This is a genomic window from Sphingobium sp. MP9-4 (genome assembly GCF_005281675.1).
Classification (GTDB): Bacteria; Pseudomonadota; Alphaproteobacteria; order Sphingomonadales; family Sphingomonadaceae; genus Sphingobium; species Sphingobium yanoikuyae.
This window is the reverse complement of sequence record NZ_LUFI01000038.1, coordinates 1-15,055: the sequence shown is the minus strand read 5'-3', so window position 1 is coordinate 15,055 and position 15,055 is coordinate 1. Positions and strand designations below refer to the sequence as shown.

Here is a 15,055-nt window from a genome sequence, read left to right as displayed (position 1 = left end):
GGAGAGAGGATCATGACCAGCCCCATGGCTTTCCTGCGCGACCGTGTTGAAACCGCGGTCGTGGACGATCCGGAAACCGGCATCTTCCGCTGCCGCCGCGACGTCTTCACCGACCCGGAACTGTTCGATCTGGAGATGAAATATATCTTCGAGAGCAACTGGGTCTATCTGGCCCATGAGAGCCAGGTCGGGAAGAAGAACGATTACTTCACCACCTGGATCGGCCATACGCCGGTGATCCTGACGCGGGCCAAGGATGGCGGCCTCAATTGCGTGGTCAATGCCTGCGCTCATCGCGGCGCCAAGCTGTGCCGCCGCAAGCGTGGCAACCAGCCGCTCTTCGTCTGCCCCTTCCACGGATGGAGCTTCAAGACCGACGGCAAACTGCTGCGCGCCAAGGATGCCAGCACCGGCGCCTATCCCGACGGTTTCGACCATGAAGGGTCGCACGACCTGACCAAGGTGCGGGTCGAAAGCTATCGCGGCTTCATCTTCGGGTCGCTCAATCATGATGTCCTGCCGCTGGAGGATCATTTGGGCGAGGCCAAGGTCATCATCGACCAGATGGTCGACCAGGCGCCCGAGGGTCTGGAAGTGCTGACCGGCAATTCCACCTACACCTTCCATGGCAACTGGAAGATGCAGATGGAAAATGGCTGCGACGGCTATCATGTCAGCTCGGTCCATGAAAATTACCAGTCGACCATGGGCCGCCGCGCCGAGGGCGGGACCAAGGCGGTCGACGCCAATGGCTGGTCGAAGGCACCGGCAAGCGGCGTCTATGGCTTCGAGCATGGTCATATCCTGCTCTGGACCCAGGTGCTGAACCCCGAGGTCCGGCCGGTCTGGAACTATAAGGACCAACTGGTCGAGCGACTGGGCGAGGGCAAGGCCCGCTTCATCCTGGAGCAGACGCGCAATCTGGCGCTCTATCCCAATGTCTTCCTGATGGATCAGTTTTCGACCCAGATCCGCGTCGTCCGCCCGATCGACGTGCATACGACCGAAGTCACCATCTATTGCTACGCCCCCAAGGGCGAAAGCGCGGAAGACCGGGCGCATCGCATCCGCCAGTACGAAGACTTCTTCAACGTCACCGGCATGGGCACGCCCGACGATCTGGAGGAATTCCGCAGCTGCCAGTCGGCCTATGAAGGCGCGGGTGAATTGTGGAATGACTTGAGCCGTGGTGCGACCCGCTGGATCGCCGGGCCGGACAGCAATGCGACCGCCATGGGCATGAACCCGCTGCTGTCGAGCGAGCGCAGCGAGGATGAAGGGCTGTTCGTGCGCCAGCATGAATTCTGGGCGCAGATCATGCTCGACGGCATGGCTCGCGAAGCCGTCACGCCGATGATGGAGGCCGCAGAATGACACTGGTTCTCGACACGGAGCGCGCGGCGCTCTCCTATCAGGATATCTGCGCCTTTCTCTATCGCGAGGCACGGCTGCTCGACGATCGCGAACTGGACGCATGGCTCGAATGCTATTCGGAACAGTGCGAATATTGGATGCCGGCCTGGACCGATGATGATGCGCTGACCACTGATCCGCACAGCGAAATCTCGCTCATCTATTATGGCAACCGCAAGGGGCTGGAGGATCGCGTCTATCGCTTGAAGACCGAACGGTCGTCGGCGAGCACGCCGGAGGCGCGCACCTCGCACTTCCTGGCGAATATCGAGGTGATCGATACGCGGAGCGATGCGATCGACCTGCGCTACAACTGGCACACGATGAGCCATCGCTACCAGAAGACGCAGCAGTTTTTCGGAACCAGCTTCGTCACGCTGGACATCAGCGGCGCGGCGCCGAAGATCCTGAAGAAGAAAATCGTCCTCAAGGACGACTATATTCATCAGGTCATCGACGTCTATCATATCTGAGGGGCCAGGCGATGATCTTCCAGGGACGCTTCGCCGGCAAGGTGATGGTCGTGACCGGCGCGGCGCAGGGTATCGGTGCCGGCGTCGCCACCCGTGCCGCGGCCGAGGGCGCCAGCCTCGTGCTGGTCGACCGGGCGGACTTCGTGACCGATGTCGAGCAGGCGATCGTCGCGGCCGGTGGCAAGGCGATTTCGGTCACCTGCGACCTTGAAACCTATGCAGGCGCGGCGCAGGCGATGGCGGCGGCGATCGCGGCGTTCGGGCGCATCGATATCCTCATCAACAATGTCGGCGGCGCAATCCGCATGCGGCCCTATGCGCAGTTCGAGCCGGATCAGATCGACGCGGAAATCCGCCGCTCGCTGATGCCGACTCTCTATTGCTGCCATGCGGTTCTGCCCGCGATGCTGGAGCAGGGCGCGGGGACGATCGTCAACCTGTCGTCCAATGCCACGCGCGGCATCCGCCGCGTGCCCTATTCGGCGGCGAAGGGCGGGATCAATGGCCTGACCCAGGCACTGGCGATGGAATATGCGGAGGCGGGCATCCGTGTCGTCGCGACCGCGCCGGGCGGCACCAGCGCGCCGCCGCGCCGCGTGCCGCGCAATGCCGAGGGCGACAACCGCCAAGAACAGGCCTGGATGGCCGAGGCGGTGGAACAGGTGACATCGTCGGCCTTCATGAAGCGCTACGGCACGCTGGACGAGCAGATCGCCCCCATCCTTTTCCTCGCCTCCGACGAGGCCAGCTATGTGACCGGATCGGTCCTGCCCGTTGCGGGCGGCGATATCGGCTGAAGGGACTGAAGACATGCAGAAAATCTATGACAGCCCGGCGCAGGCCCTTGATGGCCTGTTGTTCGACGGGATGACGATCATGTCGGGCGGCTTCGGCCTGTCGGGCAACCCCGAAAGCCTGATCCCGGAAATCCGCGCGAGCGGCGTGAAGGATCTGACCGTTATTTCCAACAATGCCGGCGCCGACGGCTTTGGCCTGTGGATGCTGCTGGAAAGCCGGCAGGTCCGCAAGATGATCTCGTCCTATGTGGGCGAGAACAAGCTGTTCGAAAGCCAGTATCTCTCCGGCGAACTGGAGCTGGAGCTGAACCCGCAGGGCACGCTGGCCGAGCGTATCCGCGCCGGTGGCGCGGGCATCCCGGCCTTCTATACCAAGACCGGCGTCGGCACGGTGGTAGCCGAGGGCAAGCCGGTCGAGAATTTCGAGGGCGAGGATTATGTCCGCGAAACCTGGCTGCGCGCTGATCTGTCGATCATCAAGGCGTGGCGGGCCGACCCGGCCGGGAACCTGATGTTCCGCAAGACCGCGCGCAACTTCAACCCGAATATGGCGACCGCCGGCAAGGTGACAGTGGTGGAGGTCGAGGAAATCGTGCCTGAGGGCAGCTTCGACCCCGACTGCATCCATACGCCGGGGATCTATGTCGACCGCATCGTCCTTTCCACCATCAACGAGAAGCGGATCGAGAAGCTGACCGTCCGCGAAAGGGAGAGTGCATAATGGGCTGGACCCGCGACGAGATGGCGGCGCGCGCCGCGAAGGAACTGCGCGACGGCTATTATGTGAACCTCGGCATCGGTATCCCGACCCTGGTGGCGAACCATGTGCCCGAAGGCGTCAATGTCACGCTGCAAAGCGAGAATGGGATGCTCGGCATCGGCCCCTTCCCGTTTGCGGGCGAGGCGGACCCTGACCTCATCAACGCCGGCAAGCAGACGATCACCGCGCTGCCGACCAGCAGCTTTTTCTCCTCGGCGGACAGTTTTGCGATGATCCGGGGTGGCCATATCGACATGGCGGTGCTGGGCGCGATGGAAGTGGCCGCCAATGGCGATCTCGCCAACTGGACCATCCCCGGCAAGATGGTGAAGGGCATGGGCGGGGCGATGGACCTGGTCGCGGGCGTGAAGCGCGTGGTCGTGGTGATGGACCATGTGTCGAAAAATGGTAGCCCCAAGATCCTACCGACCTGCTCGCTGCCGCTCACCGGCAAGGCGGTGGTCGACCTCATCATCACCGACCTCGCCGTGATTGCCGTCGATCGGGCGAAGGGCGGCCTCACCCTTGTCGAACTGGCGCCGGGCGTCACCGAAGCCGAAGTCGTCGAGAAGACCGGCGCGCCGCTGGCGATCCTCGAAAACGCATAAGACTGGAATTTACCGTGCCCAATCTGATCGTCGTCAACCATGCGGGGGACGAAACGAGCATCGATGCCCGTGAAGGCGTGTCCGTGATGGAGGCCATTCGCGACAATGGCTTTGATGAACTGCTCGCTTTGTGTGGCGGCTGCTGCTCCTGTGCCACCTGCCATGTCTTCGTGGATGATGCATGGAGTGATGCGGTCGGCGCGGCCAGCGGCGACGAGGATGATCTGCTCGATTCCTCCGACCATCGCGGGGATCGGTCGCGCCTGTCCTGCCAGATCATGATGACGGCAGCCCTCGACGGGCTGCGCGTCGCCATCGCGCCGGAGGATTGAACATGGCCTTCACCCAGCGTGTCGGCGCCAGTCTCTATTGGAAGCGCGATGGACGGGATGACGCCCCCGCACTGCTACTGCTGAACAGCATCGGCACTGACATGGATTTGTGGGACGGCGTGCTGCCGCATTTGCGCGATCACTTTGCGCTGCTGCGGATGGACGCACGCGGCCATGGTGCATCGATCGCCGAACCGGGCGACTATTCGCTGGCCATGCTGGCGGATGATGTGCTGGCGGTGGCCGATGCGGCCGGGTTGGATCGTTTCTGCGTCGCGGGCGTGTCGCAGGGCGGCATGATCGGCATGGAACTGGCGCTGCGCGCGCCGGGGCGGATAGAAAAGCTGATGCCCATCTGCACCTCCGCGACGATGGACAGTGCCTCCTGGAATGACCGCATCGCCAAGGTGCGGGGGGAAGGGATGGCGGCGATCGCCGATCTTGCCATGGGGCGTTTCCTGTCCGACGCTGCCGAACCGGCCCTCTATGAAGCGGTGCGCCGTCAGTTGCTGGCGATGGATGCGCAGGGCTATGCCGGCTGCGGCGCGGCGATCCGGGACATGGATTTGATCGACCGGATCGGGGGCATTGCCTGTCCGACCCTGGTCATCACCGGCACGCGCGACACGTCGACGCCCTTTGAGGGGCATGGCGAGCATCTGATTGCCCGCATCCCCGGCGCGGCGCATGTGGCGCTGGAAGCCGCGCATCTTGCCCCGCTCGAAGCGCCCGAAGCGCTGGCGGGTGCTATCACCTCTTTCCTGGAAAGCTGAGACATATGGCACAGGCCTTCATCTGCGATGCCGTCCGCACCCCGATCGGCAAGCTCAACGGATCGCTCGCGACCATTCGCGCCGACGATCTGGCGGCGCTGCCGCTCAAGGCGCTGATGGCGCGCAACGGAAAGGCCGACTGGTCGGCGCTGGACGATGTGGTCCTGGGCTGCGCCAACCAGGCGGGCGAGGATAATCGCAACGTCGCGCGCATGGCGGTGCTGCTGGCGGGTATGGGTGAGGGTGTGCCGGGCGTGACCGTCAATCGGCTTTGCAGTTCGGGCCTCAATGCGCTCGGCATGGTGGCGCAAGCGATTCGCAGTGGCGATGCCGACTTCATGATCGCCGGTGGTGCAGAAAGCATGACCCGTGCCCCCTATGTGCTGGGCAAGGCTGGTAGCGCCTTTGGTCGCGATCAGAAGATCGAGGACACGACGCTCGGCTGGCGCTTCATCAACCCGGCGATGCAGGCCGCCTATGGCGTCGATACCATGCCCAAGACCGGCGAGAATGTCGCTGAGCAATGGGACGTCAGCCGCGAGGAGCAGGATCGCTTTGCCCTCGCCAGCCAGGAAAAGGCCGCGCGTGCGCAGGCGAGCGGGCGCTTCGCTGCCGAGATCGTGCCCGTTGCGATCCCGCAGAAGAAGGGCGATCCCCTGCTGTTCGAGGCGGACGAGCATCTGCGCGCCACCAGCCTTGAGGCGCTGGCCAAGCTGAAGCCGGTGGTGAAGGCTGACGGCACGGTGACGGCGGGCAATGCGTCGGGCCTGAATGACGGTGCGGCGGCGATGCTGGTCGCGTCGGAAGCGGCTGCGGTGACGCACGGCCTGACGCCGCGTGCTCGGGTGATCGGCATGGCAGCGGCCGGCATCGCGCCCCGCATCATGGGCGCCGGCCCCATCGAGGCGGCGCGCAAGCTGCTCGCCCGCAACGGCATGACTGTCGATCAACTGGATGTGATCGAACTTAATGAAGCCTTTGCCAGCCAGGCGATCGCGACGCTGCGCGACTTGGCCGTCGATCCGTTCGACCCGCGCGTCAATCCCAATGGCGGGGCGATCGCGCTCGGCCATCCGCTCGGCATGTCGGGCGCGCGCATTGCGCTGTCGGCGGTCGAGGAACTGCATCGGACCGGCGGGCGCCATGCGCTGGCCTTCATGTGCATCGGCGTCGGCCAGGGCCTCGCCGTGCTGCTGGAGCGGGTGTGATGGACCGCGCAGATATCGTCATCGTCGGGGCCGGCCATGGCGGGGCGCAATGCGCGATCGCGCTGCGCCAGAACGGCTTTGCCGGGACCATCATGGTGGTCGGCCGCGAGCCGGAATATCCCTATGAACGGCCGCCGCTGTCCAAGGATTATTTCGCGCGTGAAAAGGCGTTCGAGCGGCTGCTGATCCGTCCGCCGGCCTTTTGGGCGGAAAAGGATGTAAACTTCCTGCTCGGCACCGAAGTGACGGCGGTCGATCCGGCGGGCAAGCAACTGACGCTCTCCGACGGACGCAGCCTTGGCTATGGCAAGCTTATTTGGGCGACCGGCGGCGATCCGCGCCGGCTGACCTGCGCTGGCGCGGATCTGGCCGGCGTGCATGCGGTGCGGACCCGCGCCGACTGCGACGCGCTGATGGCGGAAATCGATGCCGGCAAGCGCGAGATCGTGGTCATTGGCGGCGGCTATATCGGGCTTGAGGCGGCCGCAGTGCTGAGCAAGATGAGCCTCAAGGTCACTTTGCTGGAAGCGCTACCCAGGGTGCTGGCGCGGGTGGCGGGCGAAGAATTGTCCGCCTTCTACCAACAGGTCCATCGCGACCATGGCGTCGACCTGCGCCTGGATGCCAGGGTCGATTGCCTGGAGGGGGCGGACGGTCAGGTGACGGCGGTGCGGCTGGCGGATGGCGAGCGCATTCCCGCGCAGGCGGTGATCGTGGGCATTGGCATCATCCCGGCGGTCGAGCCGCTGATCCGTGCCGGGGCCAAGGGCGGCAATGGCGTCGATGTCGATGCCGGGTGCCGCACCTCGCTGCCCGACATCTATGCCATCGGCGACTGCGCCGCCTTTGCCTGCGACTTTGCCGGCGGGCAGGTGATGCGGGTGGAATCCGTCCAGAATGCCAATGACATGGCGACCTGCGTGGCGAAGGCGATCTGCGGCGACGAACGGCCCTATCGCGCCTTCCCCTGGTTCTGGTCGAACCAATATGATCTCAAGCTCCAGACCGCCGGGATCAACGCGGGTTTCGACCAGACAGTGATGCGCGGCACGCCCGCCGACGGCGCCTTCTCGATCGTCTATCTCAGGGACGGCAAGGTCATCGCGCTCGACTGCGTGAACAGCGTGAAGGACTATGTGCAGGGCCGCAAGCTGGTCGAGAATGACGTGCAGATCGATATCGACCGGCTTTCGGATAGCAGTGTCGCGCTCAAGGACACCGTCCGCGCGACACCGGCTGCCGTCGACTAAGTGCAGGCGATCGCCGTGCTCCCATGGCGGCGGCGGTCGCTCACGGGCCGATCATGACCATGCCAAGGGCGTGGCCACGGCACCCGATGCGGCTGTGGCCACGCCCTTATCAATCCACGACATAGGGCGAGCCTGACCTGGTTCCGAAGCCAGTTGCAGGTCTCCGCTCGCCCCTATGCGGGCACCGGATTGGTTGCTTCAATCACCTCGCATTCGGTTTGTGCGCCCGATAATATCGGCCCGGCCACAACTTCGCTTTGCAGAAGGTCCGGCAGCTCGTCTAAAGGCAGGCCGTCAGGATCTGAAACACAATGAATTATCGCCATTCCTTCCATGCGGGCAACAGCGCCGATGTGGTCAAGCACAGCCTGTTGATCGCCCTGATACGGGCCTTGCAGCACAAGCCGGGCGCGCTCACGCTGATCGACACCCATGCCGGTTGCGGCCTGTACGACCTTGGCGGCGATGCCGCTCAACGCACCGGCGAGGCGACGCAGGGCGTGCTGCGGGCCTTTGCCGACCAAAACCCCTTGCTGGACGACTATCGCGCCGCCGTGCGGGCGGTGAATGTGGGGGACGAGCCGCAGCTTTACCCCGGCTCGCCGCGGTTTCTGGCACAGCTTTTGCGCCCGCAGGATGTCCTGATCCTCAACGAGAAGCACCCGGAAGACGCTTACACCCTGCGCGGCGTGATGCGCGGGACCAGCGCTGCCGTGCATGAACGCGACGCCTACGAATTGTGGCTGGCCATGGTGCCGCCCCGCACCGCGCGCGGCGTGGTGGTGGTCGACCCGCCCTATGAGCAGACGGACGAACGCGCCCGCATCACCGCCACCCTCGCCGCCGCGCAGCGTAAATGGGCGCATGGCGTGACGGTAATCTGGTTTCCGCTGAAAGACTACGCCACGCATGCGCGGTGGAAGGCGCAGTTGCGCAAGCTCGGCATCCCGAAATTTCTGTGCGTGGAGCATTGGCTATATGATAGCGAGCAACCCGGCATCTATAACGGTGCGGGCCTTTTCATCGTCAATCCGCCCTACGCTTTCACGCAGGCATTACCGCCCATGTTGGAGGCCTTTCGCACGGCGTTGGCCCCCGAAGGGCATCGGGGCGAGATTCTCGCCGATTGGTTGAGCGACTAGGATAAGCCCAAGCCCACTCTTCCTCCAGAGCGAGCATTGCCGCGCTCCAGATTGCAGGCAGACTGGATCGGGCTGATCGCTTCAACACGAAGTTCGCCGATCATATCGCCAAAGCCGCAGCCCGCAGGCATAAGGAGGCGGCAGAGATGATGCGCCTCCAACAGCCCATCCCTTCCCGGAATTGTGCAGCGCACAACCGCGCTTGGTTGAGCATTCCGACACCTCATCCGCTCCGCATTCCGCTAATGGAGCCGGCATGGGTGCTGCCGCGATCGCCAAGACCATGGGGATCGGTCGGGCATCGGTCTATCCGGCACTGGCTGACTGATCGGCATCCTCCGGACCCCCGTCTTCACCGCCGACGGTCGTTACCAGCATCAGGCCGGGATCATCTCGCCCGATCGTCGACCCGACATCGTCAGGCCACATCGTCATCCGCCGACCATCACCGCCCATGCTCTGGGCGACCGTCAGCGACATCATGGAGATCAGCATATGGCATCACGTTCGAAGCCGAAGGCAACGTCGGCCACCCATGCTGCTGCCCATGATCAGGGGGAGAGCGTCGCCGGGATCATCGAACATATCGATAGCGACGCCGGGGACGATGGCGAGGAAATGATGGCCGAGGACGCTGGTTCACCGCAGCCCTCCAGAACCACCCGACGGACCCCCGCCACCCGCTCCACCTGCCTCGCATCGCCTTGATCTCCATCATGACGCTCGATCCTCCGGCGTGATGATATCCCGCGCGATCACGGCAGGGACGATCGGTGGAGAACGGTTCGAATCCCGTTGCAGAAGTCGAACTACTGCTCCACTTCAACGCTACAGCCTGCTACGTTCAACCCTCGAAAAAACACGCAATATCAGCATGTTTGACGCGAAGAACGGCTTCCATCCCTCTCCGCCACGATTTTCCTAAGTGATTGCCTTTACTAAACTTTATGAAATAGTGTCGCCTTTCACCGTCCGTGGCTACAAAACGGTCAATTCTCGTAGGAAATATCCATCGAAAGCTCTGTATTATATTACATATAAGCATAATTGCCATCTGAAGGGGAAAAATTTTCAGAATTTTTGCCCGACTACGGAGTCTACCATAGACACTTAGGTTTCGGTTTTACCACCAACTTGCTCAATTTCAGCTCGACCGTGCGATCTATAATACACGACAGCAGATGGATGGTCACCCACCACTTCACATTCTCATCGACAATACTATCCTCGATTTGGCAATCACGCACGCTTCCGGATCGATCCCAGCACGACGAGCTATCGTCTTGAACAAATGTCGCCACCCATGGTTTGGCTGAACGTGGGTATCATCAACGCCGAGGTCGCACACCCACATAGCCAAGCGCTCGCCTACCTTTTTGTAATGGGCGTTGCCAGCAGACCCGCCTCGACCACGCGCAGGGTCATAGAAGATCGGTCCGTCGCCAGCTTGTTCCGCTCCCCTCAGCAATCCCTGCTCAACCAGATGTGGGTGAAGCGGCACAATCCGCGCTTGCCCGCTCTTGGTCGAACCGGCCTCCGGCGTGATCCGCATCGCCCAGATGCCCTCCACCTCAATGATGCCCCGGCCTCGCATCTGCGCAATCTCGCCGACGCGCGCGCCGCTGTAAGCGCACATCCATGGTATCCACCGTCGAGCCAAAGCTTGCTCACGGCTGATCTTGCTCTGATCCCTTGAGAGCGATGCCGACGGGATCGTGCGCGCCTCGGCTGAGGTGAAGCTCGGCCCACGCGGGCGGTGCCGCTTTGGCACCCGCACGGAGACGCCAGCGGCGGGGTTAGCGTCCAGCTTCCGATTCTCGACGCCCCATGCGAACACCACCTTGGCGGCAGCTAGGTAGACTTCGCGGATCGTCCGCCCACTCGCGCTCTGACGGGCCAGCGCTTCCTTCCAGCCAATGATGTCATCGGCGCTGATGCTGCGCGGCTCGTCATGCCCGAGATGATCGACGAGATGGGTGATCACCGGACGCCACCGTTTGATCGTCGCAGGCGACGACTGCCGTTCGCGCAGATACCCGTCAAAGATTGCCATCAGCTTCGGCGAGGAAGCCTGCCGGGGAGAAGGCTTCGAAGGTGGGGCCAAGGTTGCGACGGAAACAGGCGCAGGAGATGGATCGTCGAGCGGCCCCGCTTTCGCTCTCTCGATGAGATCATGAAACTGCTGGATGACCGGCGCGGCCAGACGATTGGCGCCCGATTTCGAAAGCCGCCCGAGGCGTCGGGTCAGGTTCGTTTTACCGATCGTGGATCGAAGGTCAGCGGGGACCACGATGCGGACTTCGAATCCGCCATCACTCGACCTCCGAACATGCGTCATCAACCGCATTTTGTAGCACCTGGACGGTGAAAAGCGACGCCATTTCAGAAAGTTGAGTAACGACAATCACTTAGGAAAGTCGTGGCGGAGAGGGAGGCCGCCGAACTAAGATCATAAAATACTGTAAACACTAGAATTTCTCTCACAATTTTAGTTGTGTGCCATGGATCGTACCATGGCATGGACAAGCGTCCATGTTTAGGCAGGCAGACCGTTCTTAATGTCCGGCGTCGGCGCTCAAGCCAGAGAGAACAGCTATCTCGATATTGAGTTCAGCCTTGGCCTGACGCCACATCCTCGGCCGCTCGGCCTCTGGCTCGGGCGGCAGGATCATCGAGAATGGACTGGTGGAACGCAGCATCGCCCCGGTCGGAGACTTCTGAAGCATGTAGGCGATGATCTCGTCGATGGATCGCCTCAATAGAAAACGCCATGCCCTATTCCCGATGGTCGCACGATGGCTTGCCAGCTGCCGATTATTCTCCGCCTGCGCCTCAATGATGAGATCCGGATTAGCCCGAAGCGCGGCGACATGACGGCGGGCCAGGATGAGCTTTCTCCTCTCACCTATGTCGTGCGCATTCAACTCATAGGGCGGCGGCTCTTCAATTTCCCGCGTCCAGTATCGGCAAGGCAGATGGACGATCCCGAAGACGTTGATCTCGGCCTGAGGGTATCCATTTTCGATCAACCAATCCTGCAAGCTCTGCCCCTCACCAAGAGTGAGGGGCTTGGGAAAGCCATAGCGCCAGCCATGGAGCAGATCGATCATCGTCACTTTACGCATGAGCCGCCTTCCTTCTGAAAGCTGAGCCAGGCGTTCCATGCATCATGGCAGCCACTGTCACAGCAGACGTCGCGGGCTTGGCCGGTAAACCCATTCATCGAAAGCCGGCGCCCCGGGAGCAGGATATGAATGTGAGCGGCATTTGATGACCCCGCCAGATAGGGCAGATGGAGAACCATCAGTGCGGCGAGCTGCTCCTGACGCACAAAATAGCTCCGAACCCACGCTCGCACCTGCTCCCATCCCACATGCGGTGGCTGATCTGATGGCAGTGTCAGGGTAAACTGGGCGTAGCCGTTCCGCTCAGCCGCAGGCAGCATCGCATCATAGCGCTGCAGCAGATAGCTGAGGTCCATATATTCACCACTGGCGGCATCAGGCAGCAGCAGATCATGACGCGATGCCTGGTGCCCGGCGGGCGTCAGCTTCGCCATAACCATGTCGGCTATTCCGGCACGATGTTCATCCTGCTTGTAAAAGTAGCGGATATATTTGAAGCTGCCGTCCTTGGCAGGATCCAGCGGAAAGAAGGACAGGAACCCCGGTTGGTCGGCCGTGGCAGGCTTCGATTTGGCTTTGCTCATGCGGCCTCCTGCCACTGCGTGCTGGTCAGCCCCGCCAGCGAGAGGCCGGCCTCGAAACGCCGGGCGTCGGGGAAAGGCGCATGGGAGGAGAATTGCAGGCCGCGCCGGTGTGCCAGGATGAATGGCTGATCGACTTCATCGGGTGGACAGAACCAAAAGCTGCCCTCGAACCATGCCCGTTGATAGCCGGTGAACCACTGGTCGTCTTTGCACCGGTAAATGTCGTATTTCACGACTGGACCAGAGAAGCGCGCGAGCAGCAAATCCATACCATGCTGCCGGGCGACCGCGCTGACGTCATTTAGCCCGATGTTCGGCCCGGTCCGGGTCCCGACGATCAGGAGATTGGCGCCTTCCAGTAGCACGGCATGCTGCGTGTCCGGGAAGCGCCGTTCCGGGCTGAAGTCGATCGGCCCGCCAATATCCGCCGCCAGCATCATGATGGCGCGATGGGTTGCGGCTTTGATCCACGGCAAGCCGTTCGCGCTCCCGAAGGAGCGCGGCGTAACATTATTCTGCATTTGTTAGACTTTCGCGTTTAGAGCGCGCGGCAGCCGAGCGGTGCCGCGCCTTCCCTTTTTTCATTCCATTTTGCTCAGCTGCCTGAGCTGCTTCTAACTTAGCCTTCGCCGCGGCAGCGGCGCCTACTCGTCCGAGATGTCCCCTGACTTCATGTAAACCGTGACCACCGGCGGCCTGGCTGGCTTGGAAAAGCCGTGGCCATGGACCGGACAGAGGGTGGCAACGATGCGATTACGCATCAGCATTTCACCCGGATCGCCGCATTTTTGGCAGGTAACCTTGGACCGCTCTTCGGCTGCGGCGATATAGGGTTGTGCTTCAGGAACCCTGGGCTCGAGATGAACCCGGAGCGATCCGAATTTTTCCTTCGCCTCGCCCACGCAGGCCGCGATGCCGTTCGCCGCCAGATCAGACAGCAGGTCGTGGTAGAGTTGCGCCCAGCCAACTGGCAGGTTGTCCAGCCATCGGAGATTGTCGTTCGCGTTCATGGGTAATGTCCTCCGATGGTCAGTTCCCAATGGCGCCTGGCGATCCAGAAACCGAGCCGTTCTGCTTCTGCGGTTGACCAAGGCAGAGTTGGCAGCGGACGAATGCCGCTCTGATCGACCACGAAGGCGCTCATCTCGTCGCCGCTCTCCGGATTTGTGACCAAGTGGATCGGTCCGCCAGGCTCCTGAAGCCACAGCCAGAGGCCCGTGACGATCTGGACCACGCCATCGCGGCACAGCAAGAGCGTGATATAGTTGCCGGCCTGCTTCCCTGAGACCTGGCTCGGCTCGACCAGGAGAAGATCAGTTCGGCACTCGGCAACGGCTTTGATGAGGCCGGTAAGCGAGACCTTCTTGTGCCAATGCGCCATCACGATGTTGGCGCGTTCGACATATTCGAACTCCGCCAGCACGGGCGGCATTATCGATGTGAAAGGCACAAGCGTCCAGCCGACCAGCCCGGCGAATGCGCGAGCGGCTTCCTTCGCAAACGCGGCGCGCTTGCGGTCTTCTTCACTGACATAGATCATTTGAGGTGGGTTCTTTCCCTTCGCCCTGCGGCGGCTGCGGCCGTTAGGGTGAGGATGAGATTTTCATTTTAGAAATTGCAGCCACCTGCTGCTCTTCAAACCTTCGTATATCAACGGCCCGAATTGGCCGGTAGGGGAATGTCCAGTTCGGAGCTGAGTTGTGGGGATAGCTGACGCTCCAGCGAAGTCGGCTTCCGACCAAAGCACGAACCCGCTCCGCGGGAGGGTCGCTTGGGGTGACGTAGCGTAGTATTTGTGAGGCTTTCGGCGGGGCGGCGTCGCCCGCCGACGGTGGAGTTCCTTCAACGGAGAGGAACTTACCATGGATACTATCACGACCGCTGCCCCGACCCATTCGCTGCGTGAGCGTATGTTGCAGGACATGACGATGCGTGGCTTCGGGGCGCACACGCAGAAGGACTATATCCGGCATGTCCGAAGCTTCGCCGCGTTCCTGGGCCGTCCGCCGGATACGGCCACAATGGAAGACCTGCGGCGTTATCAGGTCGACCAGCACGAGCGCGCCGTGGGGCTGGCCACGATCAATGGAGCCGTGTCGGCACTGCGGTTCCTGTTCGGGATCACCCTGAAGCGCCCGGAGATGGCGCTGGGGCTCGTCGTTGTTCGCTACATGCCCAAGCTGCGTGTGATCTTGAGCATCGAGGAGACAGCGCGGCTGCTCGAGGCTGCGCCAGGCATCAAGTACAAGGCGGCCCTCAGTGTGGCATATGGCGCCGGCCTGCGGGTTTCGGAGGTTGCCCACCTCAAGGTCGATGACATCGACAGCACCCGGATGATGATCCGCGTCGAGCAGGGCAAGGGACGCAAGGACCGCAACGCCATGCTCTCACCGCACCTGCTGGACTTGCTCCGTCAATGGTGGCGCGAAGGCAAGCGGCGCGGAGTGATGCTACCTCATGGCTGGTTGTTCCCCGGCCGCAGCGGCACGGATCCGGTCTCGGCTCGCCAGTTGCACCGCGTCGTGCAGGAAGCGGCCGAGCGCGCCGAGATCCACAAGCGGGTAAGCCCGCATACACTGCGCCACTCGTT

General features: G+C 62.4%; 19 protein-coding genes. 12 read left to right on the top strand and 7 right to left on the bottom strand.

The genetic code is table 11. The features are described from left to right. Window positions 1-24: 24 nt before the first annotated feature. The 10 genes from A0U87_RS12675 (at window position 25) to rlmJ (ending at window position 8,756) form a co-directional block, all read left to right on the top strand. Window positions 25-1,374: a Rieske 2Fe-2S domain-containing protein gene (locus tag A0U87_RS12675; RefSeq protein ID WP_137405625.1), complete on the top strand. Its 1,350-nt coding sequence runs from the start codon at window positions 25-27 to the stop codon at window positions 1,372-1,374. After that, entirely contained in the window at window positions 1,371-1,886 is a 516-nt protein-coding gene (gene benB, locus A0U87_RS12670; protein ID WP_048936336.1) for a benzoate 1,2-dioxygenase small subunit, read from the top strand. The genes A0U87_RS12675 and benB overlap by 4 nt, the downstream gene beginning before the upstream one ends. Window positions 1,887-1,897: 11 nt before the next feature. Next, entirely contained in the window at window positions 1,898-2,683 is a 786-nt protein-coding gene (gene benD, locus A0U87_RS12665) for a benzoate diol dehydrogenase BenD (RefSeq protein WP_048936335.1), read from the top strand. Between the two features lie 13 nt (window positions 2,684-2,696). After that, entirely contained in the window at window positions 2,697-3,404 is a 708-nt protein-coding gene (locus A0U87_RS12660) for a CoA transferase subunit A (protein WP_048936334.1), read from the top strand. Continuing rightward, the gene (locus A0U87_RS12655) at window positions 3,404-4,051 is read left to right on the top strand and encodes a 3-oxoacid CoA-transferase subunit B (protein ID WP_048936333.1); all 648 of its coding nucleotides are present in this window, start codon (window positions 3,404-3,406) and stop codon (window positions 4,049-4,051) included. The genes A0U87_RS12660 and A0U87_RS12655 overlap by 1 nt, the downstream gene beginning before the upstream one ends. Before the next feature lie 14 nt (window positions 4,052-4,065). Next, window positions 4,066-4,383, top strand: a complete 318-nt coding sequence (locus tag A0U87_RS12650; RefSeq protein WP_048936332.1) for a 2Fe-2S iron-sulfur cluster-binding protein — start codon at window positions 4,066-4,068, stop codon at window positions 4,381-4,383. 2 nt (window positions 4,384-4,385) lie between these two features. Further along, window positions 4,386-5,156 (top strand): 3-oxoadipate enol-lactonase, encoded by a 771-nt coding sequence (gene pcaD / locus A0U87_RS12645; RefSeq protein ID WP_048936331.1) that lies wholly within the window; start codon window positions 4,386-4,388, stop codon window positions 5,154-5,156. A gap of 5 nt (window positions 5,157-5,161) precedes the next feature. Then, the gene (gene pcaF, locus A0U87_RS12640) at window positions 5,162-6,364 is read left to right on the top strand and encodes a 3-oxoadipyl-CoA thiolase (protein ID WP_048936330.1); all 1,203 of its coding nucleotides are present in this window, start codon (window positions 5,162-5,164) and stop codon (window positions 6,362-6,364) included. Next, entirely contained in the window at window positions 6,364-7,614 is a 1,251-nt protein-coding gene (locus A0U87_RS12635) for an FAD-dependent oxidoreductase (protein ID WP_048936329.1), read from the top strand. Before pcaF ends, A0U87_RS12635 begins: the two co-directional genes overlap by 1 nt. 311 nt (window positions 7,615-7,925) lie before the next feature. Then, window positions 7,926-8,756, top strand: a complete 831-nt coding sequence (rlmJ, locus tag A0U87_RS12630) for a 23S rRNA (adenine(2030)-N(6))-methyltransferase RlmJ (protein ID WP_048936328.1) — start codon at window positions 7,926-7,928, stop codon at window positions 8,754-8,756. A gap of 306 nt (window positions 8,757-9,062) precedes the next feature. On the opposite strand, the gene A0U87_RS12620 is transcribed toward rlmJ, so the two are convergent. After that, entirely contained in the window at window positions 9,063-9,251 is a 189-nt protein-coding gene (locus A0U87_RS12620; protein WP_048936327.1) for a hypothetical protein, read from the bottom strand. On the opposite strand from A0U87_RS12620, the gene A0U87_RS12615 reads away from it, so the two are divergent. Beyond that, window positions 9,252-9,464, top strand: a complete 213-nt coding sequence (locus tag A0U87_RS12615; protein WP_048936326.1) for a hypothetical protein — start codon at window positions 9,252-9,254, stop codon at window positions 9,462-9,464. 493 nt (window positions 9,465-9,957) lie between these two features. Here the strand turns inward: A0U87_RS12615 and A0U87_RS12610 are convergent, their stop codons facing one another. The 6 genes from A0U87_RS12610 to A0U87_RS12585 form a co-directional block, all read right to left on the bottom strand. Beyond that, entirely contained in the window at window positions 9,958-11,103 is a 1,146-nt protein-coding gene (locus tag A0U87_RS12610) for a site-specific integrase (RefSeq protein WP_107917513.1), read from the bottom strand. A 208-nt stretch (window positions 11,104-11,311) separates the two neighbouring features. Continuing rightward, entirely contained in the window at window positions 11,312-11,881 is a 570-nt protein-coding gene (locus A0U87_RS12605; RefSeq protein WP_170978395.1) for a hypothetical protein, read from the bottom strand. Then, a complete protein-coding gene (locus tag A0U87_RS12600; protein ID WP_137405606.1) occupies window positions 11,869-12,465 on the bottom strand; it encodes a hypothetical protein in 597 nt (198 codons plus the stop codon). Before A0U87_RS12600 ends, A0U87_RS12605 begins: the two co-directional genes overlap by 13 nt. Then, window positions 12,462-12,986 carry a hypothetical protein gene (locus A0U87_RS12595; protein WP_206366602.1) on the bottom strand — a complete coding sequence of 175 codons (525 nt, stop codon included), beginning with the start codon at window positions 12,984-12,986 and terminating at the stop codon, window positions 12,462-12,464. Before A0U87_RS12595 ends, A0U87_RS12600 begins: the two co-directional genes overlap by 4 nt. Window positions 12,987-13,109: 123 nt before the next feature. Then, a complete protein-coding gene (locus A0U87_RS12590) occupies window positions 13,110-13,475 on the bottom strand; it encodes a hypothetical protein (RefSeq protein WP_137405605.1) in 366 nt (121 codons plus the stop codon). Further along, window positions 13,472-14,005, bottom strand: coding sequence for a hypothetical protein (locus A0U87_RS12585; RefSeq protein WP_137405604.1), 534 nt, complete (start codon window positions 14,003-14,005; stop codon window positions 13,472-13,474). The genes A0U87_RS12590 and A0U87_RS12585 overlap by 4 nt, the downstream gene beginning before the upstream one ends. Window positions 14,006-14,327: 322 nt before the next feature. On the opposite strand from A0U87_RS12585, the gene A0U87_RS12580 reads away from it, so the two are divergent. Further along, a partial coding sequence (locus tag A0U87_RS12580) for a tyrosine-type recombinase/integrase (RefSeq protein ID WP_137405603.1) occupies window positions 14,328-15,055 on the top strand: 728 nt, incomplete at its 3' end.

What these genes read in the sequence shown, in the direction of transcription:
- A0U87_RS12675 (WP_137405625.1), top strand. Translation starts at nt 25, where the DNA reads ATGGCTTTCCTGCGCGACCGTGTTGAAACCGCGGTCGTGGACGATCCG.
- benB (WP_048936336.1), top strand. Translation starts at nt 1,371, where the DNA reads ATGACACTGGTTCTCGACACGGAGCGCGCGGCGCTCTCCTATCAGGAT.
- benD (WP_048936335.1), top strand. Translation starts at nt 1,898, where the DNA reads ATGATCTTCCAGGGACGCTTCGCCGGCAAGGTGATGGTCGTGACCGGC.
- A0U87_RS12660 (WP_048936334.1), top strand. Translation starts at nt 2,697, where the DNA reads ATGCAGAAAATCTATGACAGCCCGGCGCAGGCCCTTGATGGCCTGTTG.
- A0U87_RS12655 (WP_048936333.1), top strand. Translation starts at nt 3,404, where the DNA reads ATGGGCTGGACCCGCGACGAGATGGCGGCGCGCGCCGCGAAGGAACTG.
- pcaD (WP_048936331.1), top strand. Translation starts at nt 4,386, where the DNA reads ATGGCCTTCACCCAGCGTGTCGGCGCCAGTCTCTATTGGAAGCGCGAT.
- pcaF (WP_048936330.1), top strand. Translation starts at nt 5,162, where the DNA reads ATGGCACAGGCCTTCATCTGCGATGCCGTCCGCACCCCGATCGGCAAG.
- A0U87_RS12635 (WP_048936329.1), top strand. Translation starts at nt 6,364, where the DNA reads ATGGACCGCGCAGATATCGTCATCGTCGGGGCCGGCCATGGCGGGGCG.
- rlmJ (WP_048936328.1), top strand. Translation starts at nt 7,926, where the DNA reads ATGAATTATCGCCATTCCTTCCATGCGGGCAACAGCGCCGATGTGGTC.
- A0U87_RS12620 (WP_048936327.1), bottom strand. Translation starts at nt 9,251, where the DNA reads ATGCTGATCTCCATGATGTCGCTGACGGTCGCCCAGAGCATGGGCGGT.
- A0U87_RS12615 (WP_048936326.1), top strand. Translation starts at nt 9,252, where the DNA reads ATGGCATCACGTTCGAAGCCGAAGGCAACGTCGGCCACCCATGCTGCT.
- A0U87_RS12610 (WP_107917513.1), bottom strand. Translation starts at nt 11,103, where the DNA reads ATGCGGTTGATGACGCATGTTCGGAGGTCGAGTGATGGCGGATTCGAA.
- A0U87_RS12605 (WP_170978395.1), bottom strand. Translation starts at nt 11,881, where the DNA reads ATGCGTAAAGTGACGATGATCGATCTGCTCCATGGCTGGCGCTATGGC.
- A0U87_RS12600 (WP_137405606.1), bottom strand. Translation starts at nt 12,465, where the DNA reads ATGAGCAAAGCCAAATCGAAGCCTGCCACGGCCGACCAACCGGGGTTC.
- A0U87_RS12595 (WP_206366602.1), bottom strand. Translation starts at nt 12,986, where the DNA reads ATGCAGAATAATGTTACGCCGCGCTCCTTCGGGAGCGCGAACGGCTTG.
- A0U87_RS12590 (WP_137405605.1), bottom strand. Translation starts at nt 13,475, where the DNA reads ATGAACGCGAACGACAATCTCCGATGGCTGGACAACCTGCCAGTTGGC.
- A0U87_RS12585 (WP_137405604.1), bottom strand. Translation starts at nt 14,005, where the DNA reads ATGATCTATGTCAGTGAAGAAGACCGCAAGCGCGCCGCGTTTGCGAAG.